Genomic DNA, 15,816 nt, shown 5'->3' with positions numbered 1-15,816 from the left:
GCGACAGTGATCGACGCCCTGAAGAACAAGGGAGTGACGGTGGTCTTCGAGATCGGCGGCAAGGATTACGCAGTGAACGGCGCGGGCGAGCTGAAGGGCTACAGCGCGGCGGCAGTGTACTACACCTCCGATGAGGTCAAGGCGATGGCTGGCACTGCGCCTGCTGCGAGCGGCAATGCCCCCGCAGCGAACAGCAACCCGGAGACGGGCGGCGAGGTTCCCGCGGCGGTGGCGCCTGAGGCGGTTGTTCCGGCAGCGCCCGTGGCGCCCGAAGTTCCCGCGGTGATCGAGCCCGCGGCTCCGGCTGAGGCGGAAGCGCCCGCGGCGCGGGCCGAGGCCCCTGTCGAGGCGGCGGAAGCCGGTATGCCGGTTTGGGCCATCGCGGCAATTGTGATTGCGGCGACGGCAATCCTGGGCGGCACAGCGCTGGTTGTGATCCGCAGAAAGCGCGACAACCGGTAAGTTTCTTATTCCTTTTCGATCCGGGAGAAGGGGCAGTGGATCATCCGCTGTCCCCCTCCCGGATTTTTTGTCTAATCTGTCAATAGCCTGTCCCGCGGGCGCGCGGTAGAATGGTCTTAAAACTATGCCGCGCCCGGCGGCGGAATGGAGCGTCATCACCTATGAGCAAACTCACCTGGAACCCCGGCACCCTGCTGGCCCCCGTGCCGCCCCGCCGCCTGAAAGGAGGCGTTGGCGTGAAAAGATTAGTTTTTCTGTTTTTAGCGGTTGTATGTCTTTTTGGGCTGTCCGGCTGCTCCCAGGGAAAAACAGAACCGTATATCGTCAATACGTTTGAGAAAACCCCCGATGAACTCGTTGAGGAGTCTGTGGAAAACTCAAAAGTGATCGTAACCACTGCTTATTATGAAATGAGCGACGGCACCTGGAAAACAGACAGCCACACCTATCAATATAAGCTGGAAATTACGGGCAGGCTGAGGAATGCCGCCCAGGACAGCACTTATGTCATCCTCAGCAACACAGACGACATCACATTTGAGCAGGTGTGGAAGGCGAGCGGACTCAGCAGCAATATGGACGACTATTTTAAGGCCGAGGACGCTGTCATCGTGGGCCGTGCGTAATCAACAGGGAGGGAACCTTATGCCCAGATTTTTTACCCAGGGGGTGTCGGGCGACACCATCATCATCACCGGCGGCGACGCAGCGCACATCGGGCGGGTGCTGCGCATGGCGGTAGGGGATGAGCTGGTGGTGTGCGACACCGGTACCGATATCGAATACTACTGCCGCATCGCCGCTATCGCGCCCGATGCGGTGACCCTCGCGGTGGATCGCGCCCAAAACAGCGCCGCCGAACCGGATGTGCGGGTACATCTCTACATGGCGCTGCCCAAGGGGGATAAGCTCGAGCTGGTGATCCAAAAGGCGGTGGAGCTGGGGGTGTGCGACGTCACCCCCATCCTGACGCGGCGGTGCGTCTCCCGGCCAGACGCCAAGAGCCTCGCCAAAAAACAGGACCGCTGGCAGAAGATCGCAGCCGAGGCCGCCAAACAGTGCGGGCGCGCGCGCATCCCCGCGGTGCGCCCAACCCTGGACTGGACCGCCGCGCTGGACGAGCTGGCGGGGCAGCCGCTGTCCATCCTGTTTTATGAGCTGGGCGGCGCGCCGCTGCGCACCCTGCTGGCGGGCACCTCAGCCGACATCGCCATCGTGGTGGGAGCTGAGGGCGGCTTTGACGAATCTGAGGTGGAGCAGGCGCTTGCGCGCGGGGTCAAAACCGCAACGTTGGGCAGGCGCATCCTGCGCTGCGAAACTGCGCCGCTGTGCGCACTTTCGGCCATTATGTACGAGACCGGCAACCTGGACTAAAGCGCTGCGGCAAAGGATGTTTTCCACGCGCCCAGGTGGAAACTGTGGAAAGTTTCATCGCGCTGTTTCCCCATATCTTGTGCTGTTTCGAGTTTTCACAACTATATTTTTGGCTTGACAAATCGATCAATTACATCTCGTAAATTTGCCGTAAAAAATTATATCTTTCCACACTTTCCACTGAGTTTTCCACAAATCGACCCGCCTACATCGGAAAAATCCCTTTAAAATGCGGTTTTTTCCGTGGAAAGCGGCGGGTAGAACCCGGAGTTCACCGGCTGTATCGGAGAACTTTCCACATCTTCCCCCGAGTTTTCAACATGCCATTTTTTGTTTTTTGACCGGCGGGCCCCTTTTTGGTGGTTCCGCCAGTTTTTTCGCGCCTTGCTTTCGACATCCGCAGCAAACTGCGCAATTTCCCGCCGGTATCCCCCAAAGCGCCGTCCTTGAACTCGTAATACAACGCCAGGGCTGGTGCGGCGATTGCTGTCGTTAACCCCGAAATTGGGGACGCCGCAAGCGGGATTGCCAGCGACAGGGGCGATAGTTTTTCCTCGCTGAAAAGCCCTTCTCCTTTTTGATCCGGTCCCTCCAAATTTTCTTCCAGTTTCGCATAAAATTTTACAGAGCTAGTGTATTTCTCTAATTCAGGAAAAAGTTTGTACCATTTTAACAATACTTATGTTAAAAAATTAAATCATATTGCTTGATTATTATAAATACAAGCGTGGGAGTGTGCTGTATATTAAAAGATAGCCCTGCCGATATCCTCCGAAAGGGGGCGGGGCCATAAAACCGGCGCAAAAAGGAGATTTGCACCATGGGTTACCAGGACACCCAGTTTTCTTATTTGTACCAGAACTTGAAGGCCCAGATTACCAGCGGGTACCTGCGGCCGGGCAGCCGCCTGCTCTCCACCCGGCAGCTCTGCCAGGTGCATCAGGTGGGCGCGCGCACCGTATCCGGCGTGTTGGCTGCTCTGAAGGCGGAGGGGTACATCGATCTGTACCCCCGCCGGGCGGCGGTAGTCCGCTGCTGGAGGGCTGGCCCGGACCCGGCGGCCGCGGCACTCACGGTCTTGGCCAAGCGTGACAGCCTGATTCCCCTCTATCAGACGATGGCCGTTGTGCTGCCGTCCCTGTTGGTGTTCGCGGCCCAGGGATGCGCCCTCGAGGAGCTGCCCCACTTCGGCCAGCCCATGCGGACGGATCGCGAGGAGGGGGACGGGTGGCGGACGGCGTCGTCCCTCTGCCGCGGCCTGCTGCGCCGCAGCGGCAACCCCCTGTTCAGCAGCCTGTACATCACATTTGAATCCAACGGCCATCTGGCCTTTTTTGTGGAGGAGCAGAAGACGTTTACCGGCCTGTCCTTCCGGAATATTTCCCCCAAAGCGGACTGGATGACCGCTGTGCTGAGCGGCGGAGACCCGCTGCAAAAGTTTCAGCGGCTCACCGCCACGTATCGCAACCTGGCCGCCTGGGTGGCCGAGAGCATCAAACTGCTGGAAATCGCCTTCCCCGGCTGTCCCGCGCAGCCCGAGGATGTTTTCCTTTGGAATATCGCCCAGGGCCGGAACCACTGCTACAACCGTATCGCCCGGGACCTGATGCGTAAGATCCGTTCCAGGCAGTATCAGCCGGGGGCCTATCTGCCGTATGAGGCCGAGCTGGCCGCGCAGTACGGCGTATCGGTATCCACGGTGCGCAGCGCGCTGGCCCTGTTGGGGCGGCTGGGCTTCAGTAAGACGCTCAACGCCAAGGGGACGATCGCCCTGCTCCCGGAGAAGCCCGCGGCACTTCGCGCATTGCAGGCCGAGACCGATCCGCGCGACCTGATGCTGTACCTCTTCTCTCTGCAATTCATGGCTCTGGTGATCCGGCCCGCCGCGCTGCTGGCCGCGCCGCGGCTGAGCCGGGCAGATTGCAAGGCCCTGGAGGCCCGGTTCGACCTACCGGGCGCCACCCCGCTGACCGACGTCGTCACCTGCCTGCTGGACCGGTTGGAGCTCGGTCCGCTGCGGGCGATCCTGACCGAAGCCCACAATCTGAGCCAGTGGGGCTACTATCTGACCTTTTGCAGCGATATCGAAGCTACATCGATCAACCAGGCGAGCCACAGCCTGCTCGACCTCCTGCAAGCAGGAAATATCCGCGGGTTTGCCGACGGCCTGGCCGGCTGCTACTGCCGAGTTCTGGACCTGGCGAGGCAGTTCACCGTGGAGCGGTTTCATCTTGCACAAGCGCGTGCGGTCGCCACCCCGCAATTGCGGCTGTAACCCTCTTGCGGGGTCGATTTTATCTTAAAATATACTGTGCTCGTGCACAATAAAATTCAGCCTGTTTTACCAAAAAGTTATCTCTTTAAAACTGGAAAAAACAAAAAGGGGGGCCGAGCACAATATAAAAAATCAGGCGACTTTTTTTCTTGTATGGACTCCATAAATTTGCCCCAGCCTGTTTAGAATTCGTCTGCATTCTAAACAGATTTTTTTGCCCGGTCGGCATTCACCGGCGTGTAACTGGGACAACCACGCAAATTTGCACCCTATTTAGTGGTATAAATTAACAATAAACAGATGCCAAATCTGGCAATCTATCCAAATTTTTGTCATAAGAACGAATTTGTGTTGACAAATGAAAAGCGAACGATTATAGTTAAAGCAGATGACGTGCTCGAGCACGAATCGAATTGGCCTAATTTCCTCCTTTTATACCTTCCCCTGAGCACGGGCACAGTTTCTGTGCTCAGGGGTGCGGCTCCAGGAAGAACCGCCTTGTGCGGCAAAATAATAACATTGACGAAACAGGAGTGAAAGAAATGAAAAAGATTCTGGCAATGATCCTGGCGACTACCCTGACCCTTTCCCTAACCGCTTGCAACGGCAGCACGCCGTCGAGCAGCGCGGCTCCGGCGCCCGAGAGCAGCGCGCCGCAGTCCTCCGTTGCGGAGCCCGCTCCCGAGGCTCCCACTTCGGGTGGCAAAATCGGCGTCTCGATGCCCACCCAGAGCTTGCAGCGCTGGAACCAGGACGGCAGCAACATGAAAGCCGAACTGGAAGCGGCGGGCTACGAAGTCGATCTGCAGTACGCGGGCGACAACGACATCCCCACCCAGGTTTCTCAGCTTGAGAACATGATCTCCGGCGGCTGCGAGGCTCTCGTCATCGCCGCGATCGACGGTTCCGCTCTGACCGAGGTGCTCAAGGGCGCCAAAGACAAGGGAATCCCCGTTATCTCCTACGACCGCCTCATCATGAACAGCGACGCTGTTTCCTACTACGCGACCTTCGACAACTACAAGGTAGGCACCTTCCAGGGCGAGTTCATCAAAACTGCTCTCGATCTGGATAACGCTGCGGGCCCCTTCAACATCGAGCTGGTCACCGGCGCGCCCGATGACAACAACGTGAACTTCCTCTTCGGCGGCGCGATGGATGTGCTGAACCCCTACATCGAGAGCGGCAAGCTGGTTGTTCCCTCCGGCCAGACCGAGAAAGCGCAGTGCGCAACTCCCAACTGGTCCACTGAGGAAAGCCAGAAGCGCATGGAGAACCTCATCACCTCCAACGGTTACGCCCCCAACGGCACCAAGCTGGACGCGGTTCTCTGCTCGAACGACTCCACCTCCTACGGTGTGCAGAACGCCCTGCTGGCCGCCGGCTACACCGCTGAGAACATGCCTGTTATCACCGGTCAGGACTGCGACAAGCCGAACGTGAAGAACATCATCGCCGGCACCCAGAGCATGTCTGTGTTCAAGGATACCCGCACCCTGGCTGCGCAGGTTGTTAAGATGGTCGATGCGATCATGAAGGGCAGCGAGCCTGAGATCAACGACACCACGACCTATGACAACGGCACCGGCATCATCCCGTCCTTCCTGTGCGACCCTGTGGTCTGCACCGTGGACAACTACAAAGAGCTGCTGATCGACAGCGGTTACTACACCGAGGCAGATCTGGCATAAGACTTCCCGGTTCAGTCGATAGTTTTACGGGCGGGCGGAAAAATCCGTCCGCCCGTGTTCTAATTTTTATCGGCACAATCGGATATTGGAGGGGTTCAAGTGGCTAACATCATACTGGAAATGAAGCACATAACCAAGCTGTTCCCCGGTGTGCGCGCACTCGACGACGTCAACCTGCAGGTTACCGAGGGCGAAATCCACGCCCTGGTTGGGGAAAACGGGGCCGGAAAATCCACGTTGATGAACGTGCTGTCCGGCATCTATCCCTATGGCGATTACGAGGGCGACATCATCTACAAAGGGGAACTCTGCAAATTCCACACCATCAAGGATAGCGAGGCCAAAGGCATCGTCATCATCCATCAGGAACTGGCGCTGGTGCCGTATCTCACCATCGGCGAGAATATGTTCCTCGGCAACGAGCGCGGAAACAAGGGCAAAATCGACTGGGACGAGACCTTCAACAAGGCGGACGAACTGCTCCGCATGGTGGGGCTGCACGAGTCCTCCCATACCCTCATCAAAGACATCGGCGTGGGCAAGCAGCAGCTTGTGGAGATCGCCAAGGCGCTGGCGAAAAACGTAAAGCTGCTCATCCTGGACGAACCCACCGCATCGCTCAACGAGACGGACTCGAAAAAGCTGCTCGACCTGATGCTGGAGTTTAAGGCCCAGGGCATGACCTGCATCATCATTTCCCACAAGCTGAGCGAAGTTTCGTATGTGGCGGACAAAATCACCGTCATCCGCGACGGCGCGACGATTGAGACGCTGGTAAAGGGCGTGGACGATCTCAGCGAGGAGCGCATCATCCGCGGCATGGTAGGCCGCGAGCTGACCGACCGCTTCCCCAAGCGCGAACCGAAGATTGGGGAAATCAGCATGGAGGTGCGCGACTGGACGGTTTACCACCCGCTGTACGACGGGCGCAAGGTCTGCGACGGCGTCAACCTAAACGTGCGGCGGGGCGAAGTGGTGGGCGTCAGCGGGCTGATGGGCGCGGGGCGCACCGAGCTCGCCATGAGCATCTTCGGCGGGAGCTACGGCAGGGGGATCTCAGGCACCCTGATTATCAACGGGCGGGAGGTCCATCTGCACAGCGTACAGGACGCCATCGACCACAAGCTCGCCTATGTCACCGAAGACCGCAAGGGCAACGGCCTGATCTTGAGCAGCACCATCCGGGAGAACACCACCCTTTCCCGGATGGAAAAAATCAGCCATCACAAAACTTTGGATAAAGACCTGGAGATCCAGGTGGCGAACGAATACAAAGAAAAACTGCGTACCAAATGCTCCAGCGTGGAGCAGCTGGTGGGCAACCTGTCCGGCGGCAACCAGCAGAAGGTGCTGCTGGCCAAGTGGATGTTCGCCGACCCAGATATTTTAATTTTGGATGAACCCACCCGCGGCATCGACGTGGGCGCAAAATATGAAATCTACTGCATTATCAACCAACTGGTCGCGGAGGGAAAGTCCGTGATTATGATCTCCTCCGAGCTGCCTGAGATTCTCGGCATGTGCGACCGCACCTATGTGATGAACGAGGGCCGCATTGTGGGCGAACTGACCCGCGAGGAGTCCAGCCAGGAGAGCATCATGTCCTGCATTCTGCAATCGGCCGGTAAAGGAGCGTAACGAATATGACAAAGACGAAAGAGGTCCTCAAAAAGAATACCATGCTCATCGCCCTGGCGGTGGTGATGGTGCTGTTCCAGGTGCTCATCTCCATTGCGGGCAAGGGCTCCCTGTTTGCGCCTGCGAACATCACCAACCTGATCCTGCAAAACAGTTATGTCGTCATCCTGGCAGTCGGTATGCTGATGTGCATCCTCACCGGCGGCAATATCGACCTGTCGGTGGGCTCGATTGTCGCCCTGGTGGGCGCAATCGCGGGCGTGATGATCGTGAGCAACAAGATGAATGTCTATCTAACCATCCTGGTCTGCCTGGTGCTGGGCACCCTGATCGGCGCGTGGCAGGGCTTTTGGATTGCGTATGTGCGCATCCCGGCGTTCATCGTCACCCTGGCGGGCATGATGCTCTGGCGCGGCGTGGCGCTGATCGTGCTCAACGGCCTGACAATCTCGCCGTTCCCGCAGGAATATCTCAGATACTTCAGCAGCTTCCTGCCCGGGGACGCCTCGAACAAGGGGTTGATCCTGAGCGTCACCCTGATTGTGGGCGCGGTGCTGTGCGCGGTATACCTGGCGGTTCAGTTGATCGGCCGCGCCAAAAAACTGCGCAAGGGCTACGACGTGGAATCCCAGGGGATGCTCTGGGGCCGCATCGTGCTGATCTGCGCGGTGGTGATGGCGCTCTCCTACCTGTTGGGAAGCAACAAGGGTATCCCGGTGGTGCTCATTCTGCTGGGCGTCATCATTTTGGCCTACAGCTACTACACCCAGAACACCGTGCCCGGCCGTTATCTTTACGCGATGGGCGGCAACGAAAAGGCTGCGAAACTTTCGGGTATCAACACCAACCGCACGCTGTTCTTCGCCTACACCAACATGGGCTTCCTGTCGGCGGTGGCGGCTCTGGTGTGCATTGCGCGGTTTAACTCGGCAGCGCCGTCCGCGGGTACCAACTATGAGATGGATGCGATCGGCGCCTGCTACATCGGCGGCGCGTCGGCCTATGGCGGCACCGGTACGGTGAGCGGTGCGGTCATCGGCGCAATCTTCATGGGCGTGCTCAACAACGGTATGTCCATCCTGGGCATCGATGCCAACTGGCAGAAGGTGGTCAAGGGCATCGTGCTGCTGGCGGCGGTGGTGTTCGACGTGGTGTCGAAAAAGCACTCGTCCAAGTCGTGAACCGCCCTGGCCAATATGAAATGAGGAGGGATTTCCATGCGCTATCTGATCGGGATCGATCTGGGTACCTCAGGGACCAAGACGGTTCTGTTTGACGAATGCGGCCGGGCTGTGGCCTCGGCTCTGGCGGAGTACCCGCTGCACCAGCCGCAAAACGGCTGGGCGGAGCAGGACCCGGCCGACTGGTGGGACGCTGCGGCGTCCACCGTGCGTCAGGTGATTGAAGAGAGCGGCGTCTCCCCCGAAGGGATCGCCGGGGTCGGCATCTCAGGGCAGATGCACGGCCTGGTGATGTTGGACGAGGCGGGCAGCCCGCTGCGCCCGAGCATCCTTTGGTGCGACGGCCGCACCACCGAGGAGTGCGCCGAGATCACCCGGCTTGTGGGCGCGCAGCGGCTGATTGAGATCACCGCCAACCCGGCCCTCGCGGGCTTCACCGCGGGCAAAATCCTGTGGGTGCGCCGGCACGAACCGGAGGTCTACCGGCGCTGCGCCCACATCCTGCTGCCCAAGGACTACATCCGCTACCGCCTCACCGGCGAATATGCGGCCGAGGTCACCGACGCCTCGGGCACCAACCTGCTCGACCTGACCCATCGCTGCTGGTCCGACGAAATCCTGGACGCGTTGGAGATCGACAAGGGCCTGCTGGGGCATGTGTACGAATCGTGCGAGGTGGCCGGCAGGGTGACCCCGGAGGCCGCCGCTCTCACCGGGCTGGCGGCTGGGACGCCGGTGGTGGCCGGAGCGGGGGACAACGCCGCCGCGGCTGTGGGCACCGGCGTGGTGGCCGAGGGCAAGGCGTTCGTCACCATCGGCACATCGGGCGTGGTGTTCGCCCATTCGGACGCGCCCGCCATCGACCCGCAGGGCCGTGTACATACTTTCTGTGCGGCCGTGCCCGGCACCTGGGCGACCATGAGCTGCACCCTGTCCGCCGGACTTTCGCTCAAATGGTTGCGCGACAACTTCTTTGCTGAGGAGATGCGCACCGCCGCGGGGATGGGGGTTGACCCCTACTACCTGATGGACCGGCAGGCAGAGCGGGTCCCCATCGGCGCGAACCGCCTGCTGTTCCTGCCCTACCTGATGGGCGAGCGCTCCCCCCTGCTGGATGAACGCAGCCGCGGGGTGTTCTTCGGCCTGTCCGCCATCCACACCAAATACGACCTGCTGCGCGCCGTGCTCGAGGGGGTTGTCTACTCCCAGCGGCAATGCCTCGACATCCTGCGCGGGATGGGGGTTGTCTCACAGGAGATGCTGGCCTGTGGCGGCGGCGGTTCCAGCCCGCTGTGGCGGCAGATGATCGCCGACGTGTTTGGCTGCCCGGTGCGCACGGTGGTCTCCAAGGAGGGACCTGCGCTGGGCGCGGCCATCCTGGCCGGCGTGGGCGCGGGGCTGTACCCCAGCGTGCGCGAGGCCTGCGAGAAGATGATCGAGCTCAATCCGCCGCAGCAGCCCGACCCGGCGGCCTCGACGCAGTACGAGCCCTATTATCAGCTCTATTGTTCGCTTTACCCCGCCCTCAAGGAGCAATTTTCCACCCTCTCGACACTGTGAAAGGAGAAACCCCTATGCTGATACAATCTGTTTTTGACGACGCCTTTTCCCGTTACGGGCGGGTGGTCGAGGGCTACGACACCGCGCTGCTGCTGAAAAGGCTGCGGGAAAACTCCCCCTGCCCCCTGGACCGCACCGTCTATCAGCCGAGCAGCCCGCTGCTGGAGGCGCTGCCCATCTTTGTGGAGCTGCGCAACGGATTTTACGGCGGCATGCCCATCCAGATCGGCTACTGCAACGGCAGCAACCGCAGGCTGAACTGCCTGGAATATCACCGCGACAGTGAAATCAACGTGGCCGCAGACGACATCGTCCTGCTGTTGGCCCCGCTGCAAAAGCTGCGCGGCGGCCGCATCGACACCGCCGAGGTGGAAGCGTTCCGCGTACCGGCGGGCACGATGGTCCAACTCTATGAAACTACCCTGCACTATGCGCCCTGCAACGCGCCGGGTGCGGACAGCTTCCGGGTGGTGGTCGTGCTGCCGCGCAACACCAACACCGCCAAGCCCGCGACCAACATCTACAACAACGAGGACCGCCTGCTCTGGGCCTGCAACAAGTGGCTCGTCGCCCACCCGGATTCGGACGAGGCGGCCCAAGGCGCGTTCCAGGGGCTTGTCGGACCCAACATCACAATCGAATAGGAGTGAACATGTCATGAACAACATTCCCAAAGTAAAACTTGGCATCGTCGCGGTCAGCCGCGACTGCTTCATCGTCTCCCTGTCCGAGCGCCGCCGCCGGGCGGTTGTGGAGGCTTATACCGCGCGTGGCGGCGAAATCTATGAGTGCCCCACCGTGGTGGAAAACGAAAACGATATGCTCAAGGCGATCGCAGACGTGAAGGGCGCCGGCTGTAACGCGCTGTTCGTCTACCTGGGCAACTTCGGCCCCGAAACCCCCGAGACCCTGCTCGCCAAATACTTCGACGGCCCGGTGATGTACGCTGCGGCCGCGGAGGAGACCGGCGACGACCTCATCAACGGCAGGGGCGACGCGTACTGCGGCGTGCTCAACTGCTCCTACAACCTGGGGCTGCGCCGCCTCAAGGCGGTCATCCCAGAGTATCCGGTGGGCACCGCCGAGGATATCGCGGGGATGCTCGAGGACTTCATCCCGGTGGCGCGGGCGCTCATCGGGCTTTCCTCCCTCAAGGTAATCACCTTCGGGCCGCGCCCGCAGGATTTCTTCGCCTGCAACGCGCCCATCAAGGGCCTCTATGACCTGGGCATCGAAGTCCAGGAGAACTCCGAGCTGGATCTGCTGGTGGCCTACAAGGCCCACAGCGGCGACCCGCGCATCCCCGCTGTGGTGGAGGACATGGCCTCCGAGCTGGGCGCCTGCGGCAACTGCTACCCGGACCTGCTGCCCCGCATGGCGCAGTTTGAGCTCACCCTGCTCGACTGGGCCGAGCAGAACCGCGGCGCGCGCAAGTATGTCGTGTTTGCCGACAAGTGCTGGCCCGCGTTCCCCAAGGAGTTCGGCTTTGAGCCCTGTTATGTCAACAGCCGCATGGCGGCCAAGGGGTACCCCGTGGCCTGCGAGGTGGATATCTACGGCGCGGTGGGCGAATACATCGGCACCTGCATCACCGGCGAGCCGGTCACCCTGCTCGACATCAACAACTCGGTCCCCGCGGACCTCTACACGGCGGATATCAAGGGCCAGTTCCCCTACCGCCTGCGCGACACCTTCATGGGCTTCCACTGCGGCAACACCCCCTTCTGCCGCCTCAAGGCGGGTGCGGTGAAATACCAGCTCATCCAGAACCGCCTGTTGGAGGACGGCGGCGAGCCGGACTTCACGCGCGGCACCCTCGAGGGCGATCTGGCCGCGGGCGGCATCACCTTCTTCCGTCTGCACGGCAACCCGGACGGTTCGCTGCAGGCGTATATCGCGCAGGGTGAGATCCTGCCGGTGGCCACCCGGTCGTTCGGCGGTATCGGCATCTTCGCTATCCCCGAGATGGGGCGGTTCTACCGCCATGTGCTGATCGCCAAGCGCTACCCGCACCACGGCGCGGTGGCGTTCGGCCATGTGGGCAAGGCGCTTTACACCGTGTTCGATTACCTGGGGGTGCCGGACATCGCCTTCAATCAGCCCAAGGGGATGCTCTACCCGCGTGAAAATCCGTTTGAATGAACCTCAAAAAGTGTCGAACCGCGGCGAAAAATTTATTCGCCGCGGCTTGACAAGCTGCGGCCCAGTCGCTAACATGATTATGTTACTATTTTTGTATTGATTTGGGGAGGTGATAACCGGTGGCTGTAACCATCCGGCAAATTGCGGTTGTCGCAGGGGTTTCCCGCGGCACTGTAGATCGCGTGCTCCACAACCGGCCGGGCGTCAAACCTGAAATTGCGGAGCATGTGCGTAAAATCTCCCAGGATCTGGGCTACGAGCCAAACCGCGCGGGAAAAATTCTCGCTGCCAGAAAGCAGCCGCTGAAGATCGGTTGCTTTTTGCCCGGCGTCGGCAACCCGTTCTTCAGCGATGTGATGAAGGGCTTCCGGCGAGCCGAGGCGGAGTTTTCCGATTTCGGCATCACAATTGAGCTGAGCGAAGTCAAGGGCTACGACGTGCGCGTGCATATCAAGGCGATCAAGGAGCTGGTGGCGTCGGGGTGCCAGGCGCTGTGCGTCTCCACCATCGATACCCCTGAGATGCGCGAATATCTGGACGGCCTGATTCAGTCGGGTATCCCGGTTGTGGCCGTGAACACCGACCTGAGCAAGACCAAACGCCTGTGCTATGTGGGCTGCGACTATGTGGAAGCCGGCCGCACTGCGGCTGGCCTGCTCTCGCTGATGACGACCGAGCAGCTCAATCTGCTGATTATTACCGGTTCGCTCAAAATGAAGGGCCATAACGAGCGCATCCGGGGTTTTTCTCGCACATTGCGGGAAAAAAAGGTGCCCTATAAGCTGGTGGAAGTGTTTGAGTCGCTTGATAACGACGATCACGCTTATCAAAAGACTCTGGAGGCCTTACAGGCCCACCCCGAAATTAACTGTGTATACATCGTGGCAGCGGGTGTTGCAGGTATCTGCCGTGCAATTCAGGAGCTGGGCCTTGAGCGCAAGCTGCATGTCCTCTCGCACGACCAAATTGAGGTCACTTGCCAGCTCGTCCGCGAAGGGGTGATCGACTTTACCATCGGGCAGGAGCCGGAGGAGCAGGGGTATCGCTCCATCCAACCGTTGTTCAATTACTTTATGAGCGACCGGCGGTCTGTCCCCGACGATTACATCACCAACACGGTCATCAAAATTAAGGAAAATCTCTCCTGATCGATAAAAAATGAGCCAGTATTCCCTGTGAGGATGCTGGCTCATTTTTCGATTGCGCGCCGCGCCGGTGAATGACGTATGGATTGCAGGAAACACTAATTTCATCAAGCCGAAAGGGGGGGGATTTCCTATGTCCAGCAAGGAACCCAAGTTTTATACCTGTGAAACCTGTCAAATCATCATCGAAGAGATTCACGGGGGCAGGGCCAAATACTCCTGCGACGGGATCGACCTCAAGGAGCTGACTGCCAACACCTCGGACGGGGCCCAGGAAAAGCATCTGCCCGTGGTGGAACAGAGCGGCAACCAGGTCACCGTCAAGGTGGGGAGCGTCTTTCACCCCATGTCCGCCGAGCACAGCATCGAATGGGTGTACCTGAAGACCGAGAAGGGGTGCCAACGTGTGGACCTCTCCCCGGATGGGGAACCAGTCGCGGTGTTTGCGCTAGCGCCGGGCGACCGGCCGGTCGCGGCCTATGCCTACTGCAACCTGCACGGGTTTTGGAAAACAGAATTTTAATGGGGCGCGGCCCTGGAAAAACAGGGGGATTGCCGGCTGCCGGCGATCCCCTTGTTTGCTGCGCGTGGTTATATGCCGCTGTCCATCCGCTTCGCGGCGAAGCAGGGGGGATTTTTACAAAAAAAATCACGTTCCAGCAAAATACTGAAACGTGATTTTGGTCGGAGTGACGGGATTTGAACCCACGGCCTCTTGGTCCCGAACCAAGCGCGCTACCATCTGCGCTACACCCCGTAAAATAAAACTGCTCCGCCCGGGTTGGATGAAGCAGTTGTGGTTGCCCGACTAGGATTCGAACCCAGACAAACAGAGTCAGAGTCTGTCGTGCTACCTTTACACAATCGGGCAATGTGTGCCGCCAATTTCTCAAACAGCTTTATTATTATAACTTTTCTTCGCAATTTTGTCAATGGTTGTCCCTAAAAATTTTAGAATTTTGGCGCAAAACATTTGAACAATCTCTTAAATTTGGCATTCGCGGCAGCGCTATCTTGTAAAATACACCCTCACCTGATAAAATAGACCCAAAAGCGGTATACTATAACCGCAAGAGCATCCAAAAAATCCGCGGATTTTCCGCGTCAGGAGGTATTGCATATGGCAACGGAACATTTTACACAAGAGAGTTTTGAGCAGCAGGTGATCGGCGGCAAGGGCCTGGCCCTGGTCGATTTTTGGGCGGAGTGGTGCGGTCCGTGCCGCATGTTGGGCCCCACCATCGACGAGCTGGCCGACGAGCTGGACGGCAGCGTACTGGTCGGCAAGGTGAATGTGGATGAACAGAGCGATATCGCCGCGCGTTACGGGGTTATGACCATCCCCACGGTGATTCTTTTTAAGGATGGCGAAGAGGCCGACCGCTCGGTGGGGTTTCTGCCCAAGCAGCGGTTCCTAGATATGATTGAAAAAGCGAAATAGCAGTGCGGTTGCTTCGGCATCGCTTCCGGGCGCTGCCCGGTGGGTTTGCTACTATTTACTGGCTACGGGCACAGTGTTTTGTGCACTGCCGTGCGCCTGCCTCGGCACCGCCTCCAGGCGCTGCCTGGGCGGGGTTGCTTGTAGCCTTGTAGCTACGGGCAGAGTGTTTTGCGCATTGCCGTGCGCCTGCCTCGGCACTGCCTCCAGGCGCTGCCTGGGCGGGGTTGCTTGTAGCCTTGTAGCTACGGGCACAGTGTTTTGCGCACCGCCGTGCGCCTGCCTCGGCGCTGCCTGGGCGGGGTTTCGGCCCCGCGGGACGGCTGGAGCAATTTTAATTTAATGTTTAAATTTTAAATGTCCTTCTTTTATGTGAAAAGAAGGACCAAGGCCCCCAGGGGCCCTTCTCTTGGCCCGATGGGCCAATTCACCTTGAAAGCACACAAAAGGGTTTCCCCCTTTTGAAACCCCCGCGCCCGGAGATGAAATCGGCGCTGATGTTGCCGACACCCGGCAAGTACCCTCGGCAATGGTTCTGAAGTCGCTTCGTGAAAAGTAGCAGGGTTGCACTTCGCTCCCACGAACCATTGCCCCTACGGGGTGCCCTCGGGCGACACCCGCAAGGCGCGCAGATCCCGCACCGCTTGATTTTTGCCTCCGGGTCGGGTCGGCAACGCCGACAGGAAAGCCGGGGATGGCACTTGCTAAGGCATGGAGCGCTATGCCCGTAGCCACAAAGCACAAGCAATCCCAGCCGGGCCGCGACACAACAAAAAACAGGCCGCCGGTGTTGTACCGGCGGCCCTTTTGCCTGTAGGGCTATTCTTCTGTTTCTTGCTGTGCAGTTTCTTCGGCGATCTCTTCGGCCGCCTCAAAAGTATAGTACTTTTTCAGCCTTCTCTGGCGGCGG

General features: G+C 59.4%; 14 protein-coding genes and 2 tRNA genes. 13 read left to right on the top strand and 3 right to left on the bottom strand.

What is annotated here, in order from left to right:
• The 3 genes from H8711_RS12550 to H8711_RS12540 all read left to right on the top strand — a co-directional run.
• On the top strand, positions 1-462 hold a 462-nt coding region (locus tag H8711_RS12550; protein ID WP_249283770.1), incomplete at its 5' end, for a hypothetical protein.
• A gap of 161 nt (positions 463-623) precedes the next feature.
• Positions 624-1,088: an immunogenic protein gene (locus H8711_RS12545; protein WP_249283769.1), complete on the top strand. Its 465-nt coding sequence runs from the start codon at positions 624-626 to the stop codon at positions 1,086-1,088.
• 19 nt (positions 1,089-1,107) lie between these two features.
• Positions 1,108-1,836 carry a 16S rRNA (uracil(1498)-N(3))-methyltransferase gene (locus tag H8711_RS12540; protein WP_249283768.1) on the top strand — a complete coding sequence of 243 codons (729 nt, stop codon included), beginning with the start codon at positions 1,108-1,110 and terminating at the stop codon, positions 1,834-1,836.
• 271 nt (positions 1,837-2,107) lie between these two features.
• On the opposite strand, the gene H8711_RS12535 is transcribed toward H8711_RS12540, so the two are convergent.
• Positions 2,108-2,512 (bottom strand): hypothetical protein, encoded by a 405-nt coding sequence (locus H8711_RS12535; protein ID WP_249283767.1) that lies wholly within the window; start codon positions 2,510-2,512, stop codon positions 2,108-2,110.
• A gap of 144 nt (positions 2,513-2,656) precedes the next feature.
• Here H8711_RS12535 and H8711_RS12530 point away from each other — a divergent pair, with 144 nt between their 5' ends.
• The 9 genes from H8711_RS12530 (at position 2,657) to H8711_RS12490 (ending at position 13,991) form a co-directional block, all read left to right on the top strand.
• Complete coding sequence (locus H8711_RS12530) at positions 2,657-4,111, top strand: GntR family transcriptional regulator (protein WP_249283766.1); 1,455 nt, start codon at positions 2,657-2,659, stop codon at positions 4,109-4,111.
• Between the two features lie 542 nt (positions 4,112-4,653).
• Entirely contained in the window at positions 4,654-5,802 is a 1,149-nt protein-coding gene (gene chvE, locus H8711_RS12525) for a multiple monosaccharide ABC transporter substrate-binding protein (protein ID WP_346728215.1), read from the top strand.
• Between the two features lie 99 nt (positions 5,803-5,901).
• Positions 5,902-7,440 (top strand): multiple monosaccharide ABC transporter ATP-binding protein, encoded by a 1,539-nt coding sequence (gene mmsA / locus H8711_RS12520; protein ID WP_249283765.1) that lies wholly within the window; start codon positions 5,902-5,904, stop codon positions 7,438-7,440.
• 5 nt (positions 7,441-7,445) lie between these two features.
• A complete protein-coding gene (gene mmsB, locus H8711_RS12515; RefSeq protein ID WP_249283764.1) occupies positions 7,446-8,621 on the top strand; it encodes a multiple monosaccharide ABC transporter permease in 1,176 nt (391 codons plus the stop codon).
• A 36-nt stretch (positions 8,622-8,657) separates the two neighbouring features.
• Complete coding sequence (gene xylB, locus H8711_RS12510) at positions 8,658-10,181, top strand: xylulokinase (RefSeq protein ID WP_249283763.1); 1,524 nt, start codon at positions 8,658-8,660, stop codon at positions 10,179-10,181.
• Positions 10,182-10,195: 14 nt separating this feature from the next.
• Entirely contained in the window at positions 10,196-10,825 is a 630-nt protein-coding gene (locus tag H8711_RS12505) for a DUF4867 family protein (protein ID WP_249283762.1), read from the top strand.
• 13 nt (positions 10,826-10,838) lie between these two features.
• Positions 10,839-12,323 carry an L-fucose/L-arabinose isomerase family protein gene (locus H8711_RS12500; protein WP_249283761.1) on the top strand — a complete coding sequence of 495 codons (1,485 nt, stop codon included), beginning with the start codon at positions 10,839-10,841 and terminating at the stop codon, positions 12,321-12,323.
• Positions 12,324-12,442: 119 nt separating this feature from the next.
• Complete coding sequence (locus H8711_RS12495) at positions 12,443-13,471, top strand: substrate-binding domain-containing protein (protein WP_249283760.1); 1,029 nt, start codon at positions 12,443-12,445, stop codon at positions 13,469-13,471.
• Between the two features lie 130 nt (positions 13,472-13,601).
• A complete protein-coding gene (locus H8711_RS12490) occupies positions 13,602-13,991 on the top strand; it encodes a desulfoferrodoxin family protein (RefSeq protein ID WP_249283759.1) in 390 nt (129 codons plus the stop codon).
• Between the two features lie 158 nt (positions 13,992-14,149).
• Here the strand turns inward: H8711_RS12490 and H8711_RS12485 are convergent.
• Both H8711_RS12485 and H8711_RS12480 read right to left on the bottom strand, forming a co-directional pair.
• Positions 14,150-14,225, bottom strand: a tRNA-Pro gene (locus tag H8711_RS12485).
• A 40-nt stretch (positions 14,226-14,265) separates the two neighbouring features.
• Positions 14,266-14,339: transfer RNA gene (locus H8711_RS12480), tRNA-Gln, on the bottom strand.
• Positions 14,340-14,588: 249 nt separating this feature from the next.
• Between H8711_RS12480 and trxA the strand changes: the two genes are divergently transcribed.
• On the top strand, positions 14,589-14,909 hold the full coding sequence (gene trxA / locus H8711_RS12475) for a thioredoxin (RefSeq protein ID WP_249283758.1): 321 nt from the start codon (positions 14,589-14,591) through the stop codon (positions 14,907-14,909).
• Positions 14,910-15,816: the final 907 nt, after the last annotated feature.

The sequence above is a fragment of the Ligaoa zhengdingensis genome, from assembly GCF_014384885.1.
Lineage (GTDB): Bacteria > Bacillota > Clostridia > Oscillospirales > Ruminococcaceae > Ligaoa > Ligaoa zhengdingensis.
This window is presented reverse-complemented; position numbering and strand designations above follow the sequence as displayed.

What these genes read in the sequence shown, in the direction of transcription:
- H8711_RS12545 (WP_249283769.1), top strand. Translation starts at nt 624, where the DNA reads ATGAGCAAACTCACCTGGAACCCCGGCACCCTGCTGGCCCCCGTGCCG.
- H8711_RS12540 (WP_249283768.1), top strand. Translation starts at nt 1,108, where the DNA reads ATGCCCAGATTTTTTACCCAGGGGGTGTCGGGCGACACCATCATCATC.
- H8711_RS12530 (WP_249283766.1), top strand. Translation starts at nt 2,657, where the DNA reads ATGGGTTACCAGGACACCCAGTTTTCTTATTTGTACCAGAACTTGAAG.
- chvE (WP_346728215.1), top strand. Translation starts at nt 4,654, where the DNA reads ATGAAAAAGATTCTGGCAATGATCCTGGCGACTACCCTGACCCTTTCC.
- mmsB (WP_249283764.1), top strand. Translation starts at nt 7,446, where the DNA reads ATGACAAAGACGAAAGAGGTCCTCAAAAAGAATACCATGCTCATCGCC.
- xylB (WP_249283763.1), top strand. Translation starts at nt 8,658, where the DNA reads ATGCGCTATCTGATCGGGATCGATCTGGGTACCTCAGGGACCAAGACG.
- H8711_RS12505 (WP_249283762.1), top strand. Translation starts at nt 10,196, where the DNA reads ATGCTGATACAATCTGTTTTTGACGACGCCTTTTCCCGTTACGGGCGG.
- H8711_RS12500 (WP_249283761.1), top strand. Translation starts at nt 10,839, where the DNA reads ATGAACAACATTCCCAAAGTAAAACTTGGCATCGTCGCGGTCAGCCGC.
- H8711_RS12490 (WP_249283759.1), top strand. Translation starts at nt 13,602, where the DNA reads ATGTCCAGCAAGGAACCCAAGTTTTATACCTGTGAAACCTGTCAAATC.
- trxA (WP_249283758.1), top strand. Translation starts at nt 14,589, where the DNA reads ATGGCAACGGAACATTTTACACAAGAGAGTTTTGAGCAGCAGGTGATC.